The sequence below is a fragment of the Salinispora tropica CNB-440 genome, from assembly GCF_000016425.1.
Taxonomy (GTDB): domain Bacteria; phylum Actinomycetota; class Actinomycetes; order Mycobacteriales; family Micromonosporaceae; genus Micromonospora; species Micromonospora tropica.
In genome coordinates this window covers 4,008,290-4,024,078 of sequence record NC_009380.1, presented here as the reverse complement: position 1 = coordinate 4,024,078, position 15,789 = coordinate 4,008,290, and the positions used below count along the sequence as shown (strand labels likewise).

10 protein-coding genes, 2 tRNA genes and 3 rRNA genes are annotated in these 15,789 nt (G+C 63.2%); 10 read left to right on the top strand and 5 right to left on the bottom strand.

Annotated features, from left to right (window positions below; all coding sequences use genetic code 11):
- Positions 1 to 52 precede the first annotated feature (52 nt).
- The gene (locus STROP_RS17610; protein WP_148217352.1) at positions 53 to 655 is read left to right on the top strand and encodes a hypothetical protein; all 603 of its coding nucleotides are present in this window, start codon (positions 53 to 55) and stop codon (positions 653 to 655) included.
- A gap of 507 nt (positions 656 to 1,162) precedes the next feature.
- Here STROP_RS17610 and STROP_RS17605 read toward each other — a convergent pair.
- The 3 genes from STROP_RS17605 to STROP_RS17595 all read right to left on the bottom strand — a co-directional run bounded on the left by STROP_RS17605 (position 1,163) and on the right by STROP_RS17595 (position 2,961).
- Positions 1,163 to 1,894, bottom strand: a complete 732-nt coding sequence (locus tag STROP_RS17605; RefSeq protein WP_012014708.1) for an LPXTG cell wall anchor domain-containing protein — start codon at positions 1,892 to 1,894, stop codon at positions 1,163 to 1,165.
- Positions 1,895 to 2,148: 254 nt separating this feature from the next.
- Complete coding sequence (locus tag STROP_RS17600; protein WP_012014707.1) at positions 2,149 to 2,610, bottom strand: hypothetical protein; 462 nt, start codon at positions 2,608 to 2,610, stop codon at positions 2,149 to 2,151.
- Between the two features lie 277 nt (positions 2,611 to 2,887).
- Positions 2,888 to 2,961: transfer RNA gene (locus STROP_RS17595), tRNA-Gly, on the bottom strand.
- 276 nt (positions 2,962 to 3,237) lie between these two features.
- Between STROP_RS17595 and STROP_RS17590 the strand changes: the two genes are divergently transcribed.
- The 6 genes from STROP_RS17590 to STROP_RS17565 all read left to right on the top strand — a co-directional run bounded on the left by STROP_RS17590 (position 3,238) and on the right by STROP_RS17565 (position 8,686).
- Positions 3,238 to 3,311: transfer RNA gene (locus tag STROP_RS17590), tRNA-Pro, on the top strand.
- A 143-nt stretch (positions 3,312 to 3,454) separates the two neighbouring features.
- A complete protein-coding gene (gene tig, locus STROP_RS17585) occupies positions 3,455 to 4,801 on the top strand; it encodes a trigger factor (protein WP_026275487.1) in 1,347 nt (448 codons plus the stop codon).
- Between the two features lie 172 nt (positions 4,802 to 4,973).
- Entirely contained in the window at positions 4,974 to 5,615 is a 642-nt protein-coding gene (locus tag STROP_RS17580) for an ATP-dependent Clp protease proteolytic subunit (RefSeq protein ID WP_012014705.1), read from the top strand.
- A 14-nt stretch (positions 5,616 to 5,629) separates the two neighbouring features.
- On the top strand, positions 5,630 to 6,292 hold the full coding sequence (locus STROP_RS17575; RefSeq protein ID WP_012014704.1) for an ATP-dependent Clp protease proteolytic subunit: 663 nt from the start codon (positions 5,630 to 5,632) through the stop codon (positions 6,290 to 6,292).
- Between the two features lie 202 nt (positions 6,293 to 6,494).
- Positions 6,495 to 7,784, top strand: a complete 1,290-nt coding sequence (gene clpX, locus STROP_RS17570) for an ATP-dependent Clp protease ATP-binding subunit ClpX (RefSeq protein ID WP_012014703.1) — start codon at positions 6,495 to 6,497, stop codon at positions 7,782 to 7,784.
- Positions 7,785 to 7,873: 89 nt separating this feature from the next.
- On the top strand, positions 7,874 to 8,686 hold the full coding sequence (locus tag STROP_RS17565) for a carbon-nitrogen hydrolase family protein (RefSeq protein WP_012014702.1): 813 nt from the start codon (positions 7,874 to 7,876) through the stop codon (positions 8,684 to 8,686).
- A 65-nt stretch (positions 8,687 to 8,751) separates the two neighbouring features.
- Here the strand turns inward: STROP_RS17565 and STROP_RS17560 are convergent, their stop codons facing one another.
- The gene (locus STROP_RS17560; RefSeq protein WP_012014701.1) at positions 8,752 to 8,973 is read right to left on the bottom strand and encodes a hypothetical protein; all 222 of its coding nucleotides are present in this window, start codon (positions 8,971 to 8,973) and stop codon (positions 8,752 to 8,754) included.
- Between the two features lie 639 nt (positions 8,974 to 9,612).
- Here STROP_RS17560 and STROP_RS17555 point away from each other — a divergent pair.
- The 3 genes from STROP_RS17555 (at position 9,613) to rrf (ending at position 14,849) form a co-directional block, all read left to right on the top strand.
- Positions 9,613 to 11,128, top strand: a 16S ribosomal RNA gene (locus tag STROP_RS17555).
- A gap of 412 nt (positions 11,129 to 11,540) precedes the next feature.
- A 23S ribosomal RNA gene (locus STROP_RS17550) occupies positions 11,541 to 14,648 on the top strand.
- Positions 14,649 to 14,732: 84 nt separating this feature from the next.
- Positions 14,733 to 14,849: ribosomal RNA gene (gene rrf, locus STROP_RS17545) — 5S ribosomal RNA — on the top strand.
- Together the 16S, 23S and 5S rRNA genes form the textbook arrangement of a ribosomal RNA operon.
- 196 nt (positions 14,850 to 15,045) lie before the next feature.
- Here the strand turns inward: rrf and STROP_RS17540 are convergent.
- Positions 15,046 to 15,726, bottom strand: coding sequence for a hypothetical protein (locus STROP_RS17540; protein ID WP_026275498.1), 681 nt, complete (start codon positions 15,724 to 15,726; stop codon positions 15,046 to 15,048).
- Between the last annotated feature and the right edge of the window lie 63 nt (positions 15,727 to 15,789).

Genomic DNA, 15,789 nt, shown 5'->3' with positions numbered 1-15,789 from the left:
CCGCGGTTGACCGGGGATGGGCCGGTACCGTCGCCTCCCTTTTCGCGTTGGTGTGCCCGCCGTCGAGGGCCGCCCGGACCAGTCGATCCAGTACATCGCCCGGGTCTGCGCCCGGGACGGGGCGAGCATGATCGACCCGCCGCTGTTCCTGCTGGACTCCGGCTACCCCGCCGCCCGGATCACCCACCTGCTACACCAGCGCGCGATCCCCGCTGACGCCGGCCTCAGCGCCCCGATGGATATCTACGGCACGGTCACCGTCTGGGCCTGGCACCACGTCCACCCCACACTCACCTGCTCCAGCAGAGGCTTCGAAGACCAACCCAGCCCACCGATCGTCGAGGGCACCGTCCTGATCGCCCGCGTCCAGCACCTACGACCCAGCCGCTGCGCCGGCGACCTGGCCCTGTGGTACTCCGGCACCCGCCACGACCTGCTCACCCTGGTCATGACCTACCTGGCCCGCTACGACATCGAGCACTACTTCCGCTACCTGAAGACCACCGCCCACGCCAGCGACTTCTACCCGCGACAACCCGACACGCTGACCACCTGGCTACGCCTACACGCCTACGCCTACCTGCACCTGTTCTGCGCCCGAACCCAGCTGACCCACCACCGACCGCCCTGGGACCCCCCACCGCAACCACGATGACCCCCGGCCAAGTCCGCCGACAGGTTTCACCCGCTTTACACAACGCCTGGCACCCACCAGGGCACGCGAAACCCGGACATCCCGGCCCCGGCCGCCCCGCCGGCAAACGCCGCGTACGCCGCACCCACTACCCGATAGTCCGCAAGAACGCCATCCACAAGGGAAAGTGACACCACAACCCACACCACCACGACCAAACCCTCAACCCCACACCAAAACCCCCTGCCCAAAACGGTCAAAACACGAGGACGATCCGCCACCAGGCATGGTGGCGGATCGCTTGGAAGGTTGCCTTGGACACCCCCGTGCCTGAAGTAGTTCGTCTCCGGCCAGGACCCAGTTGGTACTGCTGAGCAGGCTTGTCGAGGTCCTGGTTCCGAGTCGACCTGTGGGTCATCCGCAACATCCTGCCCTTGATCGCCTGACGGCTTCGGGATGGGATCGTCAAGATGACATCTGCGTGCCCAGGGGCTCCAGCCACGAACCCCGCTCAACGTCGAAGAGCTGCTATGCCTGGAAGCGGGTGCGGCGTCGACGCCCGATCATGTAGCCCGCACCGCCGAGGAGGAGAAGCGCACCCCCAATTCCGGCCGCGGTCGCGGTGTCGGCGCCAGTAGCGGCCAGCCCACCACCCTCTCCGTCGGATGCACCCAGGCTGGCGGATGAATCAGGGGTCGGTGTACCGGCCGTCGTGGCGCTGGGCGTGGCGCTGGGCGTGGCGCTGGGCGTGGCGCTGGGCGTCGCTGTCGGCTGAGCCGCGCAGTCAAGCTCGCGTGCGACATACAGGCCGTCGTTCAGGTAGGTCAGGTACGCATCGACATCGCCGTAGTCCAGTGCCTCCTGCGCGGCCTCATTCACCTTGGGGCCAGCGTCGTCAGTCAGCGTCTGGCCTATCTTGATCGCCAGATCGCTTGACCAGGTCTGATACATGTCCGTCTTAAGGAATGATCGAAGCTCCTCCGCGGGACCCTTCAACCGCTCCACTATTTGGTCGTCCAGAGTTGTCAAGGAGTCGGTCCGCACTTTACTAAGGATCTTGGAGGTCAACACTCGCACCTGCTGATCGGTAGCGGTATCTAGATCGATGGTGACAAGCTCGCGGATATCCGTGTATACCTTGCGCTCGACCGTTTGGCAGGACGTGTCCAGCCCTGCCGATTCGACTTGAGCCGCCGCCGGTGTCGCCGGGACCAAGAAGGCCAGCGCCACTAGGACGCCAGCCAGAGTCTTCCATCGCATGCGGGTTCCTCCTATTGATCAACACACGGTTACTAACTAAGTACGTCATCAAGGACCTGACCGGCCAGGCCCAGCCGCGCTCCGACGCGCAGAAGGCGCACGTCGACTGGCCGCATGCGGAACCTGCGGTGTTGTCGTTTTCGCCGTCTGACTGCGGTTTGGCGTTTAACCGGACGCCGTCAAGGCTGGCTTGACCCTGGATGGTGCATCGCCTCTGACCTGGGTCGGAGGCTGTTGGAGCTAGCCACGGGCATCTATATCGATGCCGAGGAACGGCGGACTGGCATGATTTTCAGCACGCCGTGGGCGGCGCTCACATAGACCGCCGTCGGGATCAGCACGGCGACCACGCCGCCCAGGCACGCTAACACCGCGTCGGCAATCGGCACATCGGTGGCTACTGCGACAACAGCAACGTAGATCGCGGCCAGCACTGCGGCGACGGCCAACGCGATCAGCAACTTCACGAGCAAACGTCCGTTTTTCGCGGCGACCTGCCCGGCAATGCTGGCTGGCACGAACAGCAGCGGCACCAGACCGACGCCCAGCACGCCGGCAAGCAGTACCAGCAGCGGCCCCGCCAGCGGACCGCCGGTTCCTGTATCGGCCACCATTGCGTACACGAGCAGGCCGACGTAGAAGACGGCCCCCTCCACGACGAACGCCGCCCAGGCGGCAGCCGCGCCAGCAAGGTGCCCAGTGATGTTTCCGATCATTCCCCCCCCCGACGACTCCGTGACGCTAAACCAATCCGTACGTCCGTGCTGCCCTGCGTCGGTGGCGAGGTGCCGCCGTCAACTCCCAGCACGACCAGCGAGCGGGACCGCGATATCTTCTCGGCTATGGACCAGCCGGGTGTCCGCAGACCCGGCGCAAGGACAGCCACAGCAGCTGATGGCCCGCGGATAATCCGCAAGATCGGAGCAGGCGAAAGCGAGTGTTCGACTGGCCCAGGGTCGGGGTGTGCCACCTCTGACCTGGGCTGGAGACCGTTGGAGCGGGCGACGGGAATCGAACCCGCACCGTCAGTTTGGAAGACTGAAGCTCTGCCATTGAGCTACGCCCGCGACCGCCCTCGTGTGGGGGCGCGTCGACAGCCTACCCAATGCCGTCGAGTTCCGCGCACGCCCATGGCTGTGGTCGTGGTCGAGCCTCGGGCGAGGCCGGGCACGCTCGCGACAGCGCTGCTCCTGGGTGGTGCGGTGCGGCCGAACGGGGTTGACGATGCCGCTGACCGAGCCGGGCGGTGGGCTCCGTCGGTCAGCCCCATGGCGGGACACGCGATCGGATATGGCCCCGGGCAACTGTGCGCGGATGCGGACGGCATAGACTGCTTCCCGCCACGGGGTGTGGCGCAGCTTGGTAGCGCACTCGCTTTGGGAGCGAGGGGCCGTGGGTTCAAATCCCGCCACCCCGACTGTCGTTCGCGGCCGGGTTGACCCGGGCACCGCCGTTTCGCGTGTGGTTCCCGGGCACTGCCAGCAGGCCGTACCGGCTCGCCTACACTCGATGGGCTGTAGACAGCGCCCAGACCACCAAGATCCGTCAAGGAGTACGCCTGTGAAGAGCACCGTCGAGACTCTGAGCCCGACGCGCGTGCGGCTTGCCATCGAGGTGCCGTTCGTCGAGCTCGAGCCGAGCCTCAAGAAGGCGTACCGGGAGATTGGCCAGCAGGTCCAGGTTCCCGGCTTCCGTCGGGGAAAGGTCCCGGCTGCCGTGATCGATCAGCGGGTCGGCCGGGGCACTGTGCTCAACGAGGCGGTCCAGGAGGCCATCCCGCAGAACATTCTCGCGGCGGTGCGCGAGCACGACCTGAAGACGCTTGGTCGTCCCGAAGTCGAGATCACCGAGTTCGCGGACGGCGACTCGCTCAACTTCACCGCCGAGGTGGACATCCGGCCGGAGCTCACCCTGCCCGACCTGTCGACGGTCGAGGTGACCGTCGATGAGCTGAAGATCGATGACAGTGAGATCGATGAGCAGGTGCAGAGTCTGCGGGAGCGGTTCGCGACGCTGAAGACCGTCGAGCGGGCTGCCGGCGAGGGCGACTTCGTGCAGATCGACTTGAACGCGACTGTTGACGGCGAGGAGGTCCCGGGCGGCTCGGCGAGCAACCTCTCGCACGAGGTCGGCAGCAAGCAGCTCCTGCCGGGCCTGGACGAGGCCGTTGTCGGCTTGGCGGCCGGGGCGAGCACCACCTTCACCACGCAGCTCGTCGGCGGGGACTACGCCGGCCGCGACGCCGAGGTCTCGGTGACCGTCCGTACGGTCAAGGAGAAGGAGCTGCCGCAGCTGGACGACGAGTTCGCCGAGCTGGCAAGTGAGTTCGACACCATGGCGGAGCTTCGCGACGACGTGAGCGAGCGGGTGACCCAGGGCAAGCGAGTCGAGCAGATCTACGCCGCCCGGGACAAGGCCCTCGAGCAGATTGTCGAGGCGACTGAGGTGCCGGCACCGGAGGGTGTTGTCCGCGAGGAGGTCGAGAGCCGCAAGGCGGCGATGGTGGATCAGCTCGAGCGGGTCGGTGCCTCGATGGAGGAGTACCTCGCGGCCGAGGAGAAGACCGAGGAGCAGATCGACACCGAGCTGACCGAGGCGGCCACCCAGGGCGTGAAGATTCAGCTCCTGCTGGACACCGTCGCCGACGCGGAGGAGATCCAGGTCTCCGACGACGAGTTCGGCCACGAGATCGTGCACCGGGCTCAGCGCGCCGGGGTGGCTCCGCAGCAGTTCTACGACCAGCTTGTCCGCTCGGGTGCCGCCGGCGCGGTCTACGGTGACGTCCGGCGGGGCAAGGCCCTTGCCTCGATCATGGATCGCATCACGATCAAGGATGCTGCTGGCGAGGCTGTCAGCCTCGACGCCCTACGCGCCGAGAACGAGGCCGCGCACGCCCACGCGGAATGATCGTAGGGTTTCGGCCGCCGTCTCTGCTGTTGGCTGGGGCGACGGCCGAAGCCTGTCTTCGGGTATGCCTGACCGGGGCTGCGCTGAGAGCGAACAGTGTCCCGACCGGGGTTCTGCCACTCGGTTGAGCCGTTAGTGTCGGGTAGGACGGTACGGAGAGCGAAGGGCTGCCATGACCGACATGCACATTCCGCCGACGCCGCCCCGGGCGATCGACGCCCGCGGTGGCGACAACATTGGCAACCTCGACGACTCGGTCTACAACCGGTTGCTCAAGGAGCGGATCATCTTCTTGGGCAGCGAGGTGACCGACCAGGTCGCCAACCGCATCTGCGCGCAGCTGCTGCTGCTCGCCGCGGAGGACCCGGACCGCGACATCAACCTCTGGATCAACTCGCCGGGCGGCTCGGTCTACTCGGGCATGGCGATCTACGACACGATGCAGTTCATTGACAATGACGTGTCCACGGTGGCGATGGGAATGGCGGCCTCAATGGGCCAGCTGCTGCTCTGCGCCGGCACCAAGGGCAAGCGGTACGCCCTGCCGCACGCCCGGATCATGATGCACCAGCCGTCGGGTGGCATGGGCGGTACCGCCTCGGACATCGCTATCCAGGCGGAGCAGATGCTCTACACCAAGCGAATGTTCCAGGAACGGGTCGCCTTCCACACCGGCCAGAGCCAGGCGCAGATCGAGGCGGATTCGGATCGTGACCGTTGGTTCACCGCCCAGGAGGCCATGGAGTACGGCTTCATCGACAAGGTGATCACCGGGGCCGCCCAGGTTCCGGAAGGCGCCGGGACCCTGAGCTGAGCGAGGAGCTGACGATGACCGACCTGAGCCTGCCGCCGCAGTTCGCGGCCGTGCACAACCGCTATGTCCTGCCGTCATTCGTCGAGCGCACGTCGTACGGGGTGAAGGAGTCCAACCCGTACAACAAGCTCTTCGAGGATCGGATCATCTTCCTCGGGGTCCAGGTGGACGATGCCTCGGCCAACGACGTGATGGCCCAGCTGCTCACGCTGGAGGGCACCGACCCGGACCGCGACATCATCATGTACATCAACTCGCCGGGTGGCTCGTTCACGGCCATGACGGCGATCTACGACACCATGCAGTACGTCCGGCCGGACATTCAGACGGTCTGCCTGGGGCAGGCGGCCAGCGCGGCGGCGATGCTACTCTCGGCGGGTACGCCCGGAAAGCGGATGGCCCTGCCGAACTCGCGGATCATCATCCACCAGCCTGCCACGGAGGGGGGCTACGGGCAGGGCTCGGATATCGAGATCCAGGCCCGGGAGATTCTGCGGATGCGCACCCAGCTGGAAGAGATGCTCTCCCGGCACTGCAACCAGCCGGTGGAGAAAGTCCGCAAGGATATCGATCGGGATAAGATTATGACGGCCGAGGAGTCCCGTGAGTACGGGCTGGTCGACACCATCCTCACCAGCCGTAAGAAGGGCCTGCTGGCCGCTAACGCCGCCAGCTGAGCCGGATCAGGTCAGAGGTCGGCCGGGCAATCCCGACCGACCTCTGACACACCCGTTTTTGGGGTCGGAGAAACCGGCGCCAGCGGGTAACGTCGGGTCTGTATCGCTTCGCCGGTCGAGCCGGCGGGTAGCTGAGATGGGCGGCGCGCGGTGTCCGGGGCCATGGCCGGATCGCTGGCCGATGAGTGCAGGGAGACTGTAGGTGGCACGGATCGGTGACGGCGGCGACCTATTGAAGTGCTCCTTCTGCGGGAAATCGCAGAAGCAGGTCAAGAAGCTTATCGCCGGTCCCGGCGTCTACATCTGCGACGAGTGTATCGATCTCTGTAACGAGATCATCGAGGAGGAGCTGGCCGAGTCGGGTGAAGTGAAGTGGGAAGAGCTTCCCAAGCCGATGGAGATCTGTCAGTTCCTTGACAATTACGTCGTGGGTCAGGCTCAGGCCAAGAAGGCTCTCGCCGTCGCGGTCTACAACCACTACAAGCGAATTCAGGCCGAGGCGACCGGTGCGCCCAGCGCGGACAGCGTTGAGCTGGCCAAGTCCAACATTCTGCTGCTTGGCCCCACCGGGTGTGGCAAGACCCACCTGGCGCAGACCCTGGCCCGGATGCTCAACGTGCCGTTCGCCATCGCGGACGCCACTGCCCTGACCGAGGCCGGGTACGTCGGGGAGGACGTCGAGAACATTCTCCTCAAGCTGATCCAGGCCGCCGACTACGACATCAAGCGCGCCGAGACCGGGATCATCTACATCGACGAGGTCGACAAGATCGCGCGCAAGTCGGAGAATCCGTCGATCACCCGCGACGTGTCCGGCGAGGGTGTGCAGCAGGCACTGCTCAAGATGCTGGAGGGGACGGTTGCGAACGTTCCTCCCCAGGGCGGCCGCAAGCATCCGCATCAGGAGTTCATTCAGATCGACACCACCAACGTGCTCTTCATCTGCGGCGGAGCCTTCGCGGGTCTCGACCAGATAATCGAGGCGCGTACCGGCCACGGTGGCACGGGTTTCGGTGCCCGGCTGCGGGCGGTCTCGGAGCGTTCGACCGATGACACCTTCAGCCAGGTGATGCCGGAGGACATGCTGAAGTTCGGTCTGATCCCCGAGTTCATCGGTCGGCTTCCGGTGATCACCAACGTTCGCAGCCTCGACCGTCCGGCTCTGGTGCAGATCCTCACCGAGCCGCGCAACGCGCTCGTCCGGCAGTACCAGCGCCTCTTCGAGTTGGACGGCGTCGAGCTGGAGTTCGAGCAGTCCGCCCTGGAGGCGATTGCCGACCAGGCGATGCTCCGTGGCACCGGTGCCCGTGGTCTTCGCGCGATCATGGAGGAGGTTCTTCTCTCCGTGATGTACGAGGTGCCCAGCAACCCTGACGCCGCCCGAGTTCTGATCAATCGCGAAGTGGTGCTGGAGAACGTCAACCCGACGATCGTTCCGCGTGAGTTCACCAGCCGTCGGTCCCGGCGGGAGCGTGAGGAGAAGTCCGCGTGACCGGGGCTCGGCGCGCCCCAGGGGCTGGCCGAGCACTCGACGCCCCCGGCGCTCTGTTCTGGTAGCCCCGATGCCCGTAGCCTGAGCTCATGCGCGTCGCGGTCTGCCAGTTGAACGCCCAGGAGGACCAAGCGAGGAATCTGGTGGCCGCCAAGGCCCTGCTGGAGCGGGCGGCGGCCGGTGGTGCCGATCTCGCGATCCTCCCCGAGTATGTCGACTATCTCGGTCCGGTCGCCGGGCAACCGGTGGCGGAGCCGGTGGACGGGGAGGTCGGGCGGTTCTTCGCCGATGCCGCGCAGCGGCTCGGTGTCTGGGTCGTCGTTGGCTCGATCCACGAGCGAGGCCCGGACCCGGAGCATTCGTACAACACCTGCCTGGTGTTTGATCGATCCGGGACGCTCGCCGCCAGCTATCGCAAGATCCACCTGTACGACGTGGAGATTCCCGGCCGGGTGTCGTATCTGGAGTCAGCCACTGTCGCCGCGGGCGCGCAGCCGGTCGTCGTTGACGTGGAGGGCATTCGGGTCGGGCTGTCGATCTGCTACGACCTCCGTTTTCCCGAGCTCTACCGCCAGCTCGTCACGGACGGCGGGGCGGACCTCCTTCTCGTCCCGGCAGCCTTCATGCTGCACACGGGAAGGGACCACTGGGAGGTGCTGTTGCGCGCCCGGGCCATCGAGAACCAGTGCTTCGTTGCGGCTGCTGCCCAGACGGGGGACCACGAGCCAAGACGTACCTGCTTCGGGCGCAGCATGGTGATAGACCCCTGGGGAACGGTGCTCGCCCAGGTGCCGGATGGTTCCGGGCTCGCGATCGTCGACCTTGACCTGGAGCGACTGCGGACGATCCGGGCCGAGTTGCCGAGCCTGGCCAACCGTCGTCTCCAGCCTTCATGGGCATGACCCGAGGTCTGAGCCTCGGGGAGTGAACGGCTCGTGGGCAGCCAGCTGCTTCGGGGGAACCGCCCTCAGCCCTGAAGCAGCACGCCGATTGTCGCGAGGCCGGCGATGGCAGCGGCCGTGACCAGGAGCGCTGTTGTCATCCGAGACGGTCCGCGACGAGCCAGCCGGCCGATCGACAGGACCAGGACGATGACGACGAAGGCGCCGATGACGAGTTGCCAGAATGGCAGGAGTAGTCCGAGTAACGCGTCCTCGGCCAGCACCGGGGTTGCTGTCAGCTCGGCCATGCAGACACTCTCCCACGGATCAGCGGTTCCGGTCTTCTGCACGTGATGGAGTGGGTGGCAGCCGGACGTGGGCCCCGACGGTTGAGTCCAGTGATGGATCTTGATTTGCCTTCAGCGGGACATCCGCGTAACTTTCTCTTTGCACGCAGGAAGCCGGGCGAACCGGCGGAGAGCGGGCACCAGGGCCGTGGCGATATCGCCGAGCGGGGCTGGGCGCGGTAGGTGTGCGGCACTCCGGAGACGGAGTTGCACTCACGAAGCCGACCGGGTAGAGTACTGAAGCCGGCAGGAGCCGGGCGGATAGCCGCGAAGCGGATGTCGGCCGGTCTGTCGATCCCCGCAAGAGTAGCGACCGTCGAATAGGCGTGCGTGATTGTGGGCCGGCTAAAGTCGAGGTTGTCGCCTGAATCATCAGGTTGACGATCGCGGAATAGTCCGGATAGGTTAGAGCGGTTGCCTCCGGTGGGGCCCTGTTGTGGGGTTCTGGCTGGTGTGTGGTTGTTCTTTGAGAACTCAACAGGGTGTTTGGAAAGCCAGTGCCGTTTTTGGTCTGGGTTGGCCTGCTGTGTGTTGGTGGGTTGGTTTGGACTTGAATTTGGCAGCAAATTTTTGTTTGTTGCTGGGATGTTCTTCAAGTTTTTGTTGGAGAGTTTGATCCTGGCTCAGGACGAACGCTGGCGGCGTGCTTAACACATGCAAGTCGAGCGGAAAGGCCCTTCGGGGTACTCGAGCGGCGAACGGGTGAGTAACACGTGAGTAACCTGCCCCAGGCTTTGGGATAACCCCGGGAAACCGGGGCTAATACCGGATATGACTGGCTGCCGCATGGTGGTTGGTGGAAAGATTTTTTGGCTTGGGATGGGCTCGCGGCCTATCAGCTTGTTGGTGGGGTGATGGCCTACCAAGGCGGCGACGGGTAGCCGGCCTGAGAGGGCGACCGGCCACACTGGGACTGAGACACGGCCCAGACTCCTACGGGAGGCAGCAGTGGGGAATCTTGCACAATGGGCGGAAGCCTGATGCAGCGACGCCGCGTGAGGGATGACGGCCTTCGGGTTGTAAACCTCTTTCAGCAGGGACGAAGCGTTTGTGACGGTACCTGCAGAAGAAGCGCCGGCCAACTACGTGCCAGCAGCCGCGGTAAGACGTAGGGCGCAAGCGTTGTCCGGATTTATTGGGCGTAAAGAGCTCGTAGGCGGCTTGTCGCGTCGACTGTGAAAACCCGTGGCTCAACTGCGGGCTTGCAGTCGATACGGGCAGGCTAGAGTTCGGTAGGGGAGACTGGAATTCCTGGTGTAGCGGTGAAATGCGCAGATATCAGGAGGAACACCGGTGGCGAAGGCGGGTCTCTGGGCCGATACTGACGCTGAGGAGCGAAAGCGTGGGGAGCGAACAGGATTAGATACCCTGGTAGTCCACGCTGTAAACGTTGGGCGCTAGGTGTGGGGAGCCTCTCCGGTTCTCTGTGCCGCAGCTAACGCATTAAGCGCCCCGCCTGGGGAGTACGGCCGCAAGGCTAAAACTCAAAGGAATTGACGGGGGCCCGCACAAGCGGCGGAGCATGCGGATTAATTCGATGCAACGCGAAGAACCTTACCTGGGTTTGACATCGCCGGAAATCCTTCAGAGATGGGGGGTCCTTCGGGGCCGGTGACAGGTGGTGCATGGCTGTCGTCAGCTCGTGTCGTGAGATGTTGGGTTAAGTCCCGCAACGAGCGCAACCCTTGTTCGATGTTGCCAGCGCGTTATGGCGGGGACTCATCGAAGACTGCCGGGGTCAACTCGGAGGAAGGTGGGGATGACGTCAAGTCATCATGCCCCTTATGTCCAGGGCTTCACGCATGCTACAATGGCCGGTACAATGGGCTGCGATACCGTGAGGTGGAGCGAATCCCAAAAAGCCGGTCTCAGTTCGGATCGGGGTCTGCAACTCGACCCCGTGAAGTCGGAGTCGCTAGTAATCGCAGATCAGCAACGCTGCGGTGAATACGTTCCCGGGCCTTGTACACACCGCCCGTCACGTCACGAAAGTCGGCAACACCCGAAGCCGGTGGCCTAACCCTTGTGGGGGGAGCCGTCGAAGGTGGGGCTGGCGATTGGGACGAAGTCGTAACAAGGTAGCCGTACCGGAAGGTGCGGCTGGATCACCTCCTTTCTAAGGAGCGCCATCCGTCGAAGGGCGGTATGGAGCCTCGGTTGCCTGTGTTGGGTGATGGGGTGCTCATTGGTCGGAGACACTGGCTAGTTGGCGTTGGCAGCGGTTTGATGCTCTTGTACACGCTCCCTGTGGGGGGTGGGGGAAGGGGTTGATGATGCGGCTGGTGCTGGCGGTGGACACCCTGTTGGGTCCTGAAGGAATGACCGTGTGGTTGTTTCTTGGGCCGTGTTGCCTGTGATGTCACCGGTTGGTGGTGTTGTGGGTTGGCGGTTTGCCTGGCGTGGCTTGTCTCGTATACCGGATGCTGTTGTGCCTCTCGTGTGGGGGTGTGGTGGTGTTGCTGGTGCGGGGTGGTGGTTGCGGGTTGGTTGTTTGTTGAGAATTACACAGTGGACGCGAGCATCTTTGTGGTCAAGTTGTCAAGGGCGAACGGTGAATGCCTTGGCACCAGGAGCCGATGAAGGACGTGGGAGGCCGCGATAGGCCTGGGGGAGCTGTCAACCGAGCTGTGATCCCAGGGTGTCCGAATGGGGGAACCCGGCATCAGTCATGTGGTGTCACCTGCACCTGAACTCATAGGGTGTGTGGAGGGAACGCGGGGAAGTGAAACATCTCAGTACCCGTAGGAAGAGAAAACAATATGTGATTCCGTGAGTAGTGGCGAGCGAAAGCGGATTGGGGCTAAACCGGCGGCGTGTGATACCTGTCAGGGGTTGCGTGGTCGGGGTTGTGGGATCCTGCGACACGGGCTGACACTCGTGTGGGGAGTGATAAAGCTGGTGGTTAGTTGAACAGTCTGGAATGGCTGACCGTAGACGGTGAAAGTCCGGTAGGTGAAAACTGCTAGTCTCCTGTGGGTGTTCCCGAGTAGCGGCGGACTCCTGTAATCTGCCGTGAATCTGCCAGGACCATCTGGTAAGCCTAAATACTTCCTGGTGACCGATAGCGGATAGTACCGTGAGGGAATGGTGAAAAGTACCCCGGGAGGGGAGTGAAATAGTACCTGAAACCGTTCGCCTACAATCCGTCGGAGCCTTTAGGGGTGACGGCGTGCCTTTTGAAGAATGAGCCTGCGAGTTAGTGGCATGTGGCGAGGTTAACCCGGGTGGGGGAGCCGTAGCGAAAGCGAGTCTGAATAGGGCGTCAGAGTCGCGTGTCCTAGACCCGAAGCGGAGTGATCTAGCCATGGGCAGGCTGAAGCGTGGGTAAGACTGCGTGGAGGGCCGAACCCACCAACGTTGAAAAGTTGGGGGATGACCTGTGGTTAGGGGTGAAAGGCCAATCAAACTCCGTGATAGCTGGTTCTCCCCGAAATGCATTTAGGTGCAGCGTCGTGTGTTTCTTGCCGGAGGTAGAGCACTGGATGGTCTAGGGGGCCTACAAGCTTACTGAAATCAGCCAAACTCCGAATGCCGGTAAGTGAGAGCGCGGCAGTGAGACTGCGGGGGATAAGCTTCGTAGTCGAGAGGGAAACAGCCCAGATCACCAGCTAAGGCCCCTAAGCGTGTGCTAAGTGGAAAAGGATGTGGGGTCGCATAGACAACCAGGAGGTTGGCTTAGAAGCAGCCATCCTTGAAAGAGTGCGTAATAGCTCACTGGTCAAGTGGTTCCGCGCCGACAATGTAGCGGGGCTCAAGCACACCGCCGAAGCTGTGGCATTCACGCGTGTACTTCGCATGGCCTTTTGGGGTTGTGTGTAGGTGTGTGGATGGGTAGGGGAGCGTCGTGCCGGGGGTGAAGCAGCCGAGTGATCGAGTTGTGGACGCGGTGCGAGTGAGAATGCAGGCATGAGTAGCGAAAGAAGGGTGAGAAACCCTTCCGCCGGATGACCAAGGGTTCCAGGGCCAGGTTAATCCGCCCTGGGTGAGTCGGGGCCTAAGGCGAGGCCGAGAGGCGTAGTCGATGGATAACGGGTTGATATTCCCGTACCCGCGAAGGAGCGTCCCTGATGAACCTCGTTGTGCTAACCATCCGATCTTGGTGTGGTCTTCGGACTGTGCTGGGGGAGCGTGGGAACCTGGCGGGTAGTAGTCAAGCGATGGGGTGACGCAGGAAGGTAGCTGAGCCCGGCCGGTGGTTGTGCCGGGGTAAGCGTGTAGGCTGTGTCGTAGGTAAATCCGCGGCGCGTGTGGCTGAGACGTGATGCCGAGCCGATTCAGGTGAAGTCAGTGATCCTATGCTGTCGAGAAAAGCCTCTAGCGAGTTCCGAGCGGCCCGTACCCTAAACCGACACAGGTGGTCAGGTAGAGAATACCAAGGCGATCGGGTGAACTGTGGTTAAGGAACTCGGCAAATTGCCCCCGTAACTTTGGGAGAAGGGGGGCCGGAGACGTGAAGGCACGTGCTGCTGGAGCGTTGTATGGCCGCAGAGAGCAGGGGGAAGCGACTGTTTACTAAAAACACAGGTCCATGCGAAGAAGTAATTCGATGTATATGGACTGACGCCTGCCCGGTGCTGGAACGTTAAGGGGACCTGTTAGTCTTTCGGGGCGAAGCGGAGAACTTAAGCGCCAGTAAACGGCGGTGGTAACTATAACCATCCTAAGGTAGCGAAATTCCTTGTCGGGTAAGTTCCGACCTGCACGAATGGCGTAACGACTTCCCCACTGTCTCAACCACAGGCCCGGCGAAATTGCATTACGAGTAAAGATGCTCGTTACGCGCGGCAGGACGGAAAGACCCCGGGACCTTTACTATAGCTTGACATTGGTATCTGAATTAGCTTGTGTAGGATAGGTGGGAGCCTGTGAAGTGTGCACGCCAGTGCATGTGGAGGCAATCTTGAAATACCACTCTGGTTGGTTTGGGTATCTAACTTCGGACCGTTATCCGGTTCAGGGACAGTGTCTGGTGGGTAGTTTAACTGGGGCGGTTGCCTCCTAAAGGGTAACGGAGGCGCCCAAAGGTTCCCTCAGCCTGGTTGGCAATCAGGTGTTGAGTGTAAGTGCACAAGGGAGCTTGACTGTGAGACTGACGGGTCGAGCAGGGACGAAAGTCGGGACTAGTGATCCGGCACTGGCATGTGGAAGCGGTGTCGCTCAACGGATAAAAGGTACCCCGGGGATAACAGGCTGATCTTCCCCAAGAGTCCATATCGACGGGATGGTTTGGCACCTCGATGTCGGCTCGTCGCATCCTGGGGCTGTAGCAGGTCCCAAGGGTTGGGCTGTTCGCCCATTAAAGCGGTACGCGAGCTGGGTTTAGAACGTCGTGAGACAGTTCGGTCCCTATCCGCCGTGCGCGTAGGATACTTGAGAAGGGCTGTCCCTAGTACGAGAGGACCGGGACGGACGAACCTCTGGTGTGCCAGTTGTCCCGCCAGGGGCACGGCTGGTTAGCTACGTTCGGAAGGGATAACCGCTGAAAGCATCTAAGCGGGAAGCCTGCTTCAAGATGAGGTATCCCACCCACTTTGTGGGGTAAGGCCCCCAGCTAGACGACTGGGTTGATAGGCCGGAAATGTAAGCTCGGTAACGGGTTCAGTTGACCGGTACTAATAGGCCGAGGACTTGACTACGAAGCTGCTACGCGTCCACTGTGTAACTCTTGGCAAGCAAACATGTCCCGTGGTGTTGGGTGTGTTTGATATGTCGATAAGTGTTACGGCGGTCATGGCGGAGGGGAAACGCCCGGTTACATTCCGAACCCGGAAGCTAAGCCCTCCAGCGCCGATGGTACTGCACTCGGGAGGGTGTGGGAGAGTAGGACACCGCCGGGCAAAACGTTCAGTTGAGGGCCGACCCTACCCGGGTCGGCCCTCAACGCATTATCAGCCCACAAACAATCTCCCGAAGCCGTCACAGGGCCTCGCGCTGAAGCCCTCCCGCAAGCCCGTCCCAGCGGATCGGCTGTTCGGCTGGATGCTACCCGGTCCGCGACCTCCGGCGGTGCTGCCTCCGATCAGCGGTCTTCATTCAGCGGGTCTGCATCTCGTTGCGCATTCTCCGGAACAGGTCACCGGCCTCCGCCGCCCGATGATCGGGAAACAGACCCATCACCACGCTTCCATGGTCTGCCCAGCCACACACGGCGAACTCTCCACCTGTGCCGCTGGTGGTGCCACACTTCAGCACGCCACCGAGGGGACCCGGGGAGAGCTTCTGCAGCCCGCTGACTTGACCAGTCTCGTCGGCCATCAGCCCGAAGAGGCTGTCCAGGTCGCGTTCGGGCTGCCAGAGCAGCGTGGTGCCGCCGAAGAGGAGCACCGGCCGACGCTCGCCTGTGGGAGCCCGGTAGACGGTGCCGAAGCTCTGGTCCAACTCGATGTCGGCCGCGAACCCACTACGGAGATAGTCGGCGGTGCTGCGGGCCTGCTCGCTGTCGTCCCGGGTCAACCCGGCCACCTGCGCCGGGCTGGCTATCGTGGCGTCCTGCTGCTGGAAGATGCGCCAGGACACGGTGCCGAAGGCGCCGACACCAGCGAGCCCCACGGCTGTTGCGAGCAGCCACACCACCCGGCGGCGACGAGTTCGGGCGCCCGCTCGTTCGGGCTTCAGGGCCGGGTCTTCGCCGTCGAGGCGGATCGGCTCGTCGGTCAGGTCGACCGGCTCGGGGGCCTCGTTGACGGGGCGTTCACTGAGGTGCCCGTTGGACATACCCGCCACCGTACGCGAAGCCCTGGTGGCGCACGTCAGGTCCGTGGAAGCTCTCCGTAGACT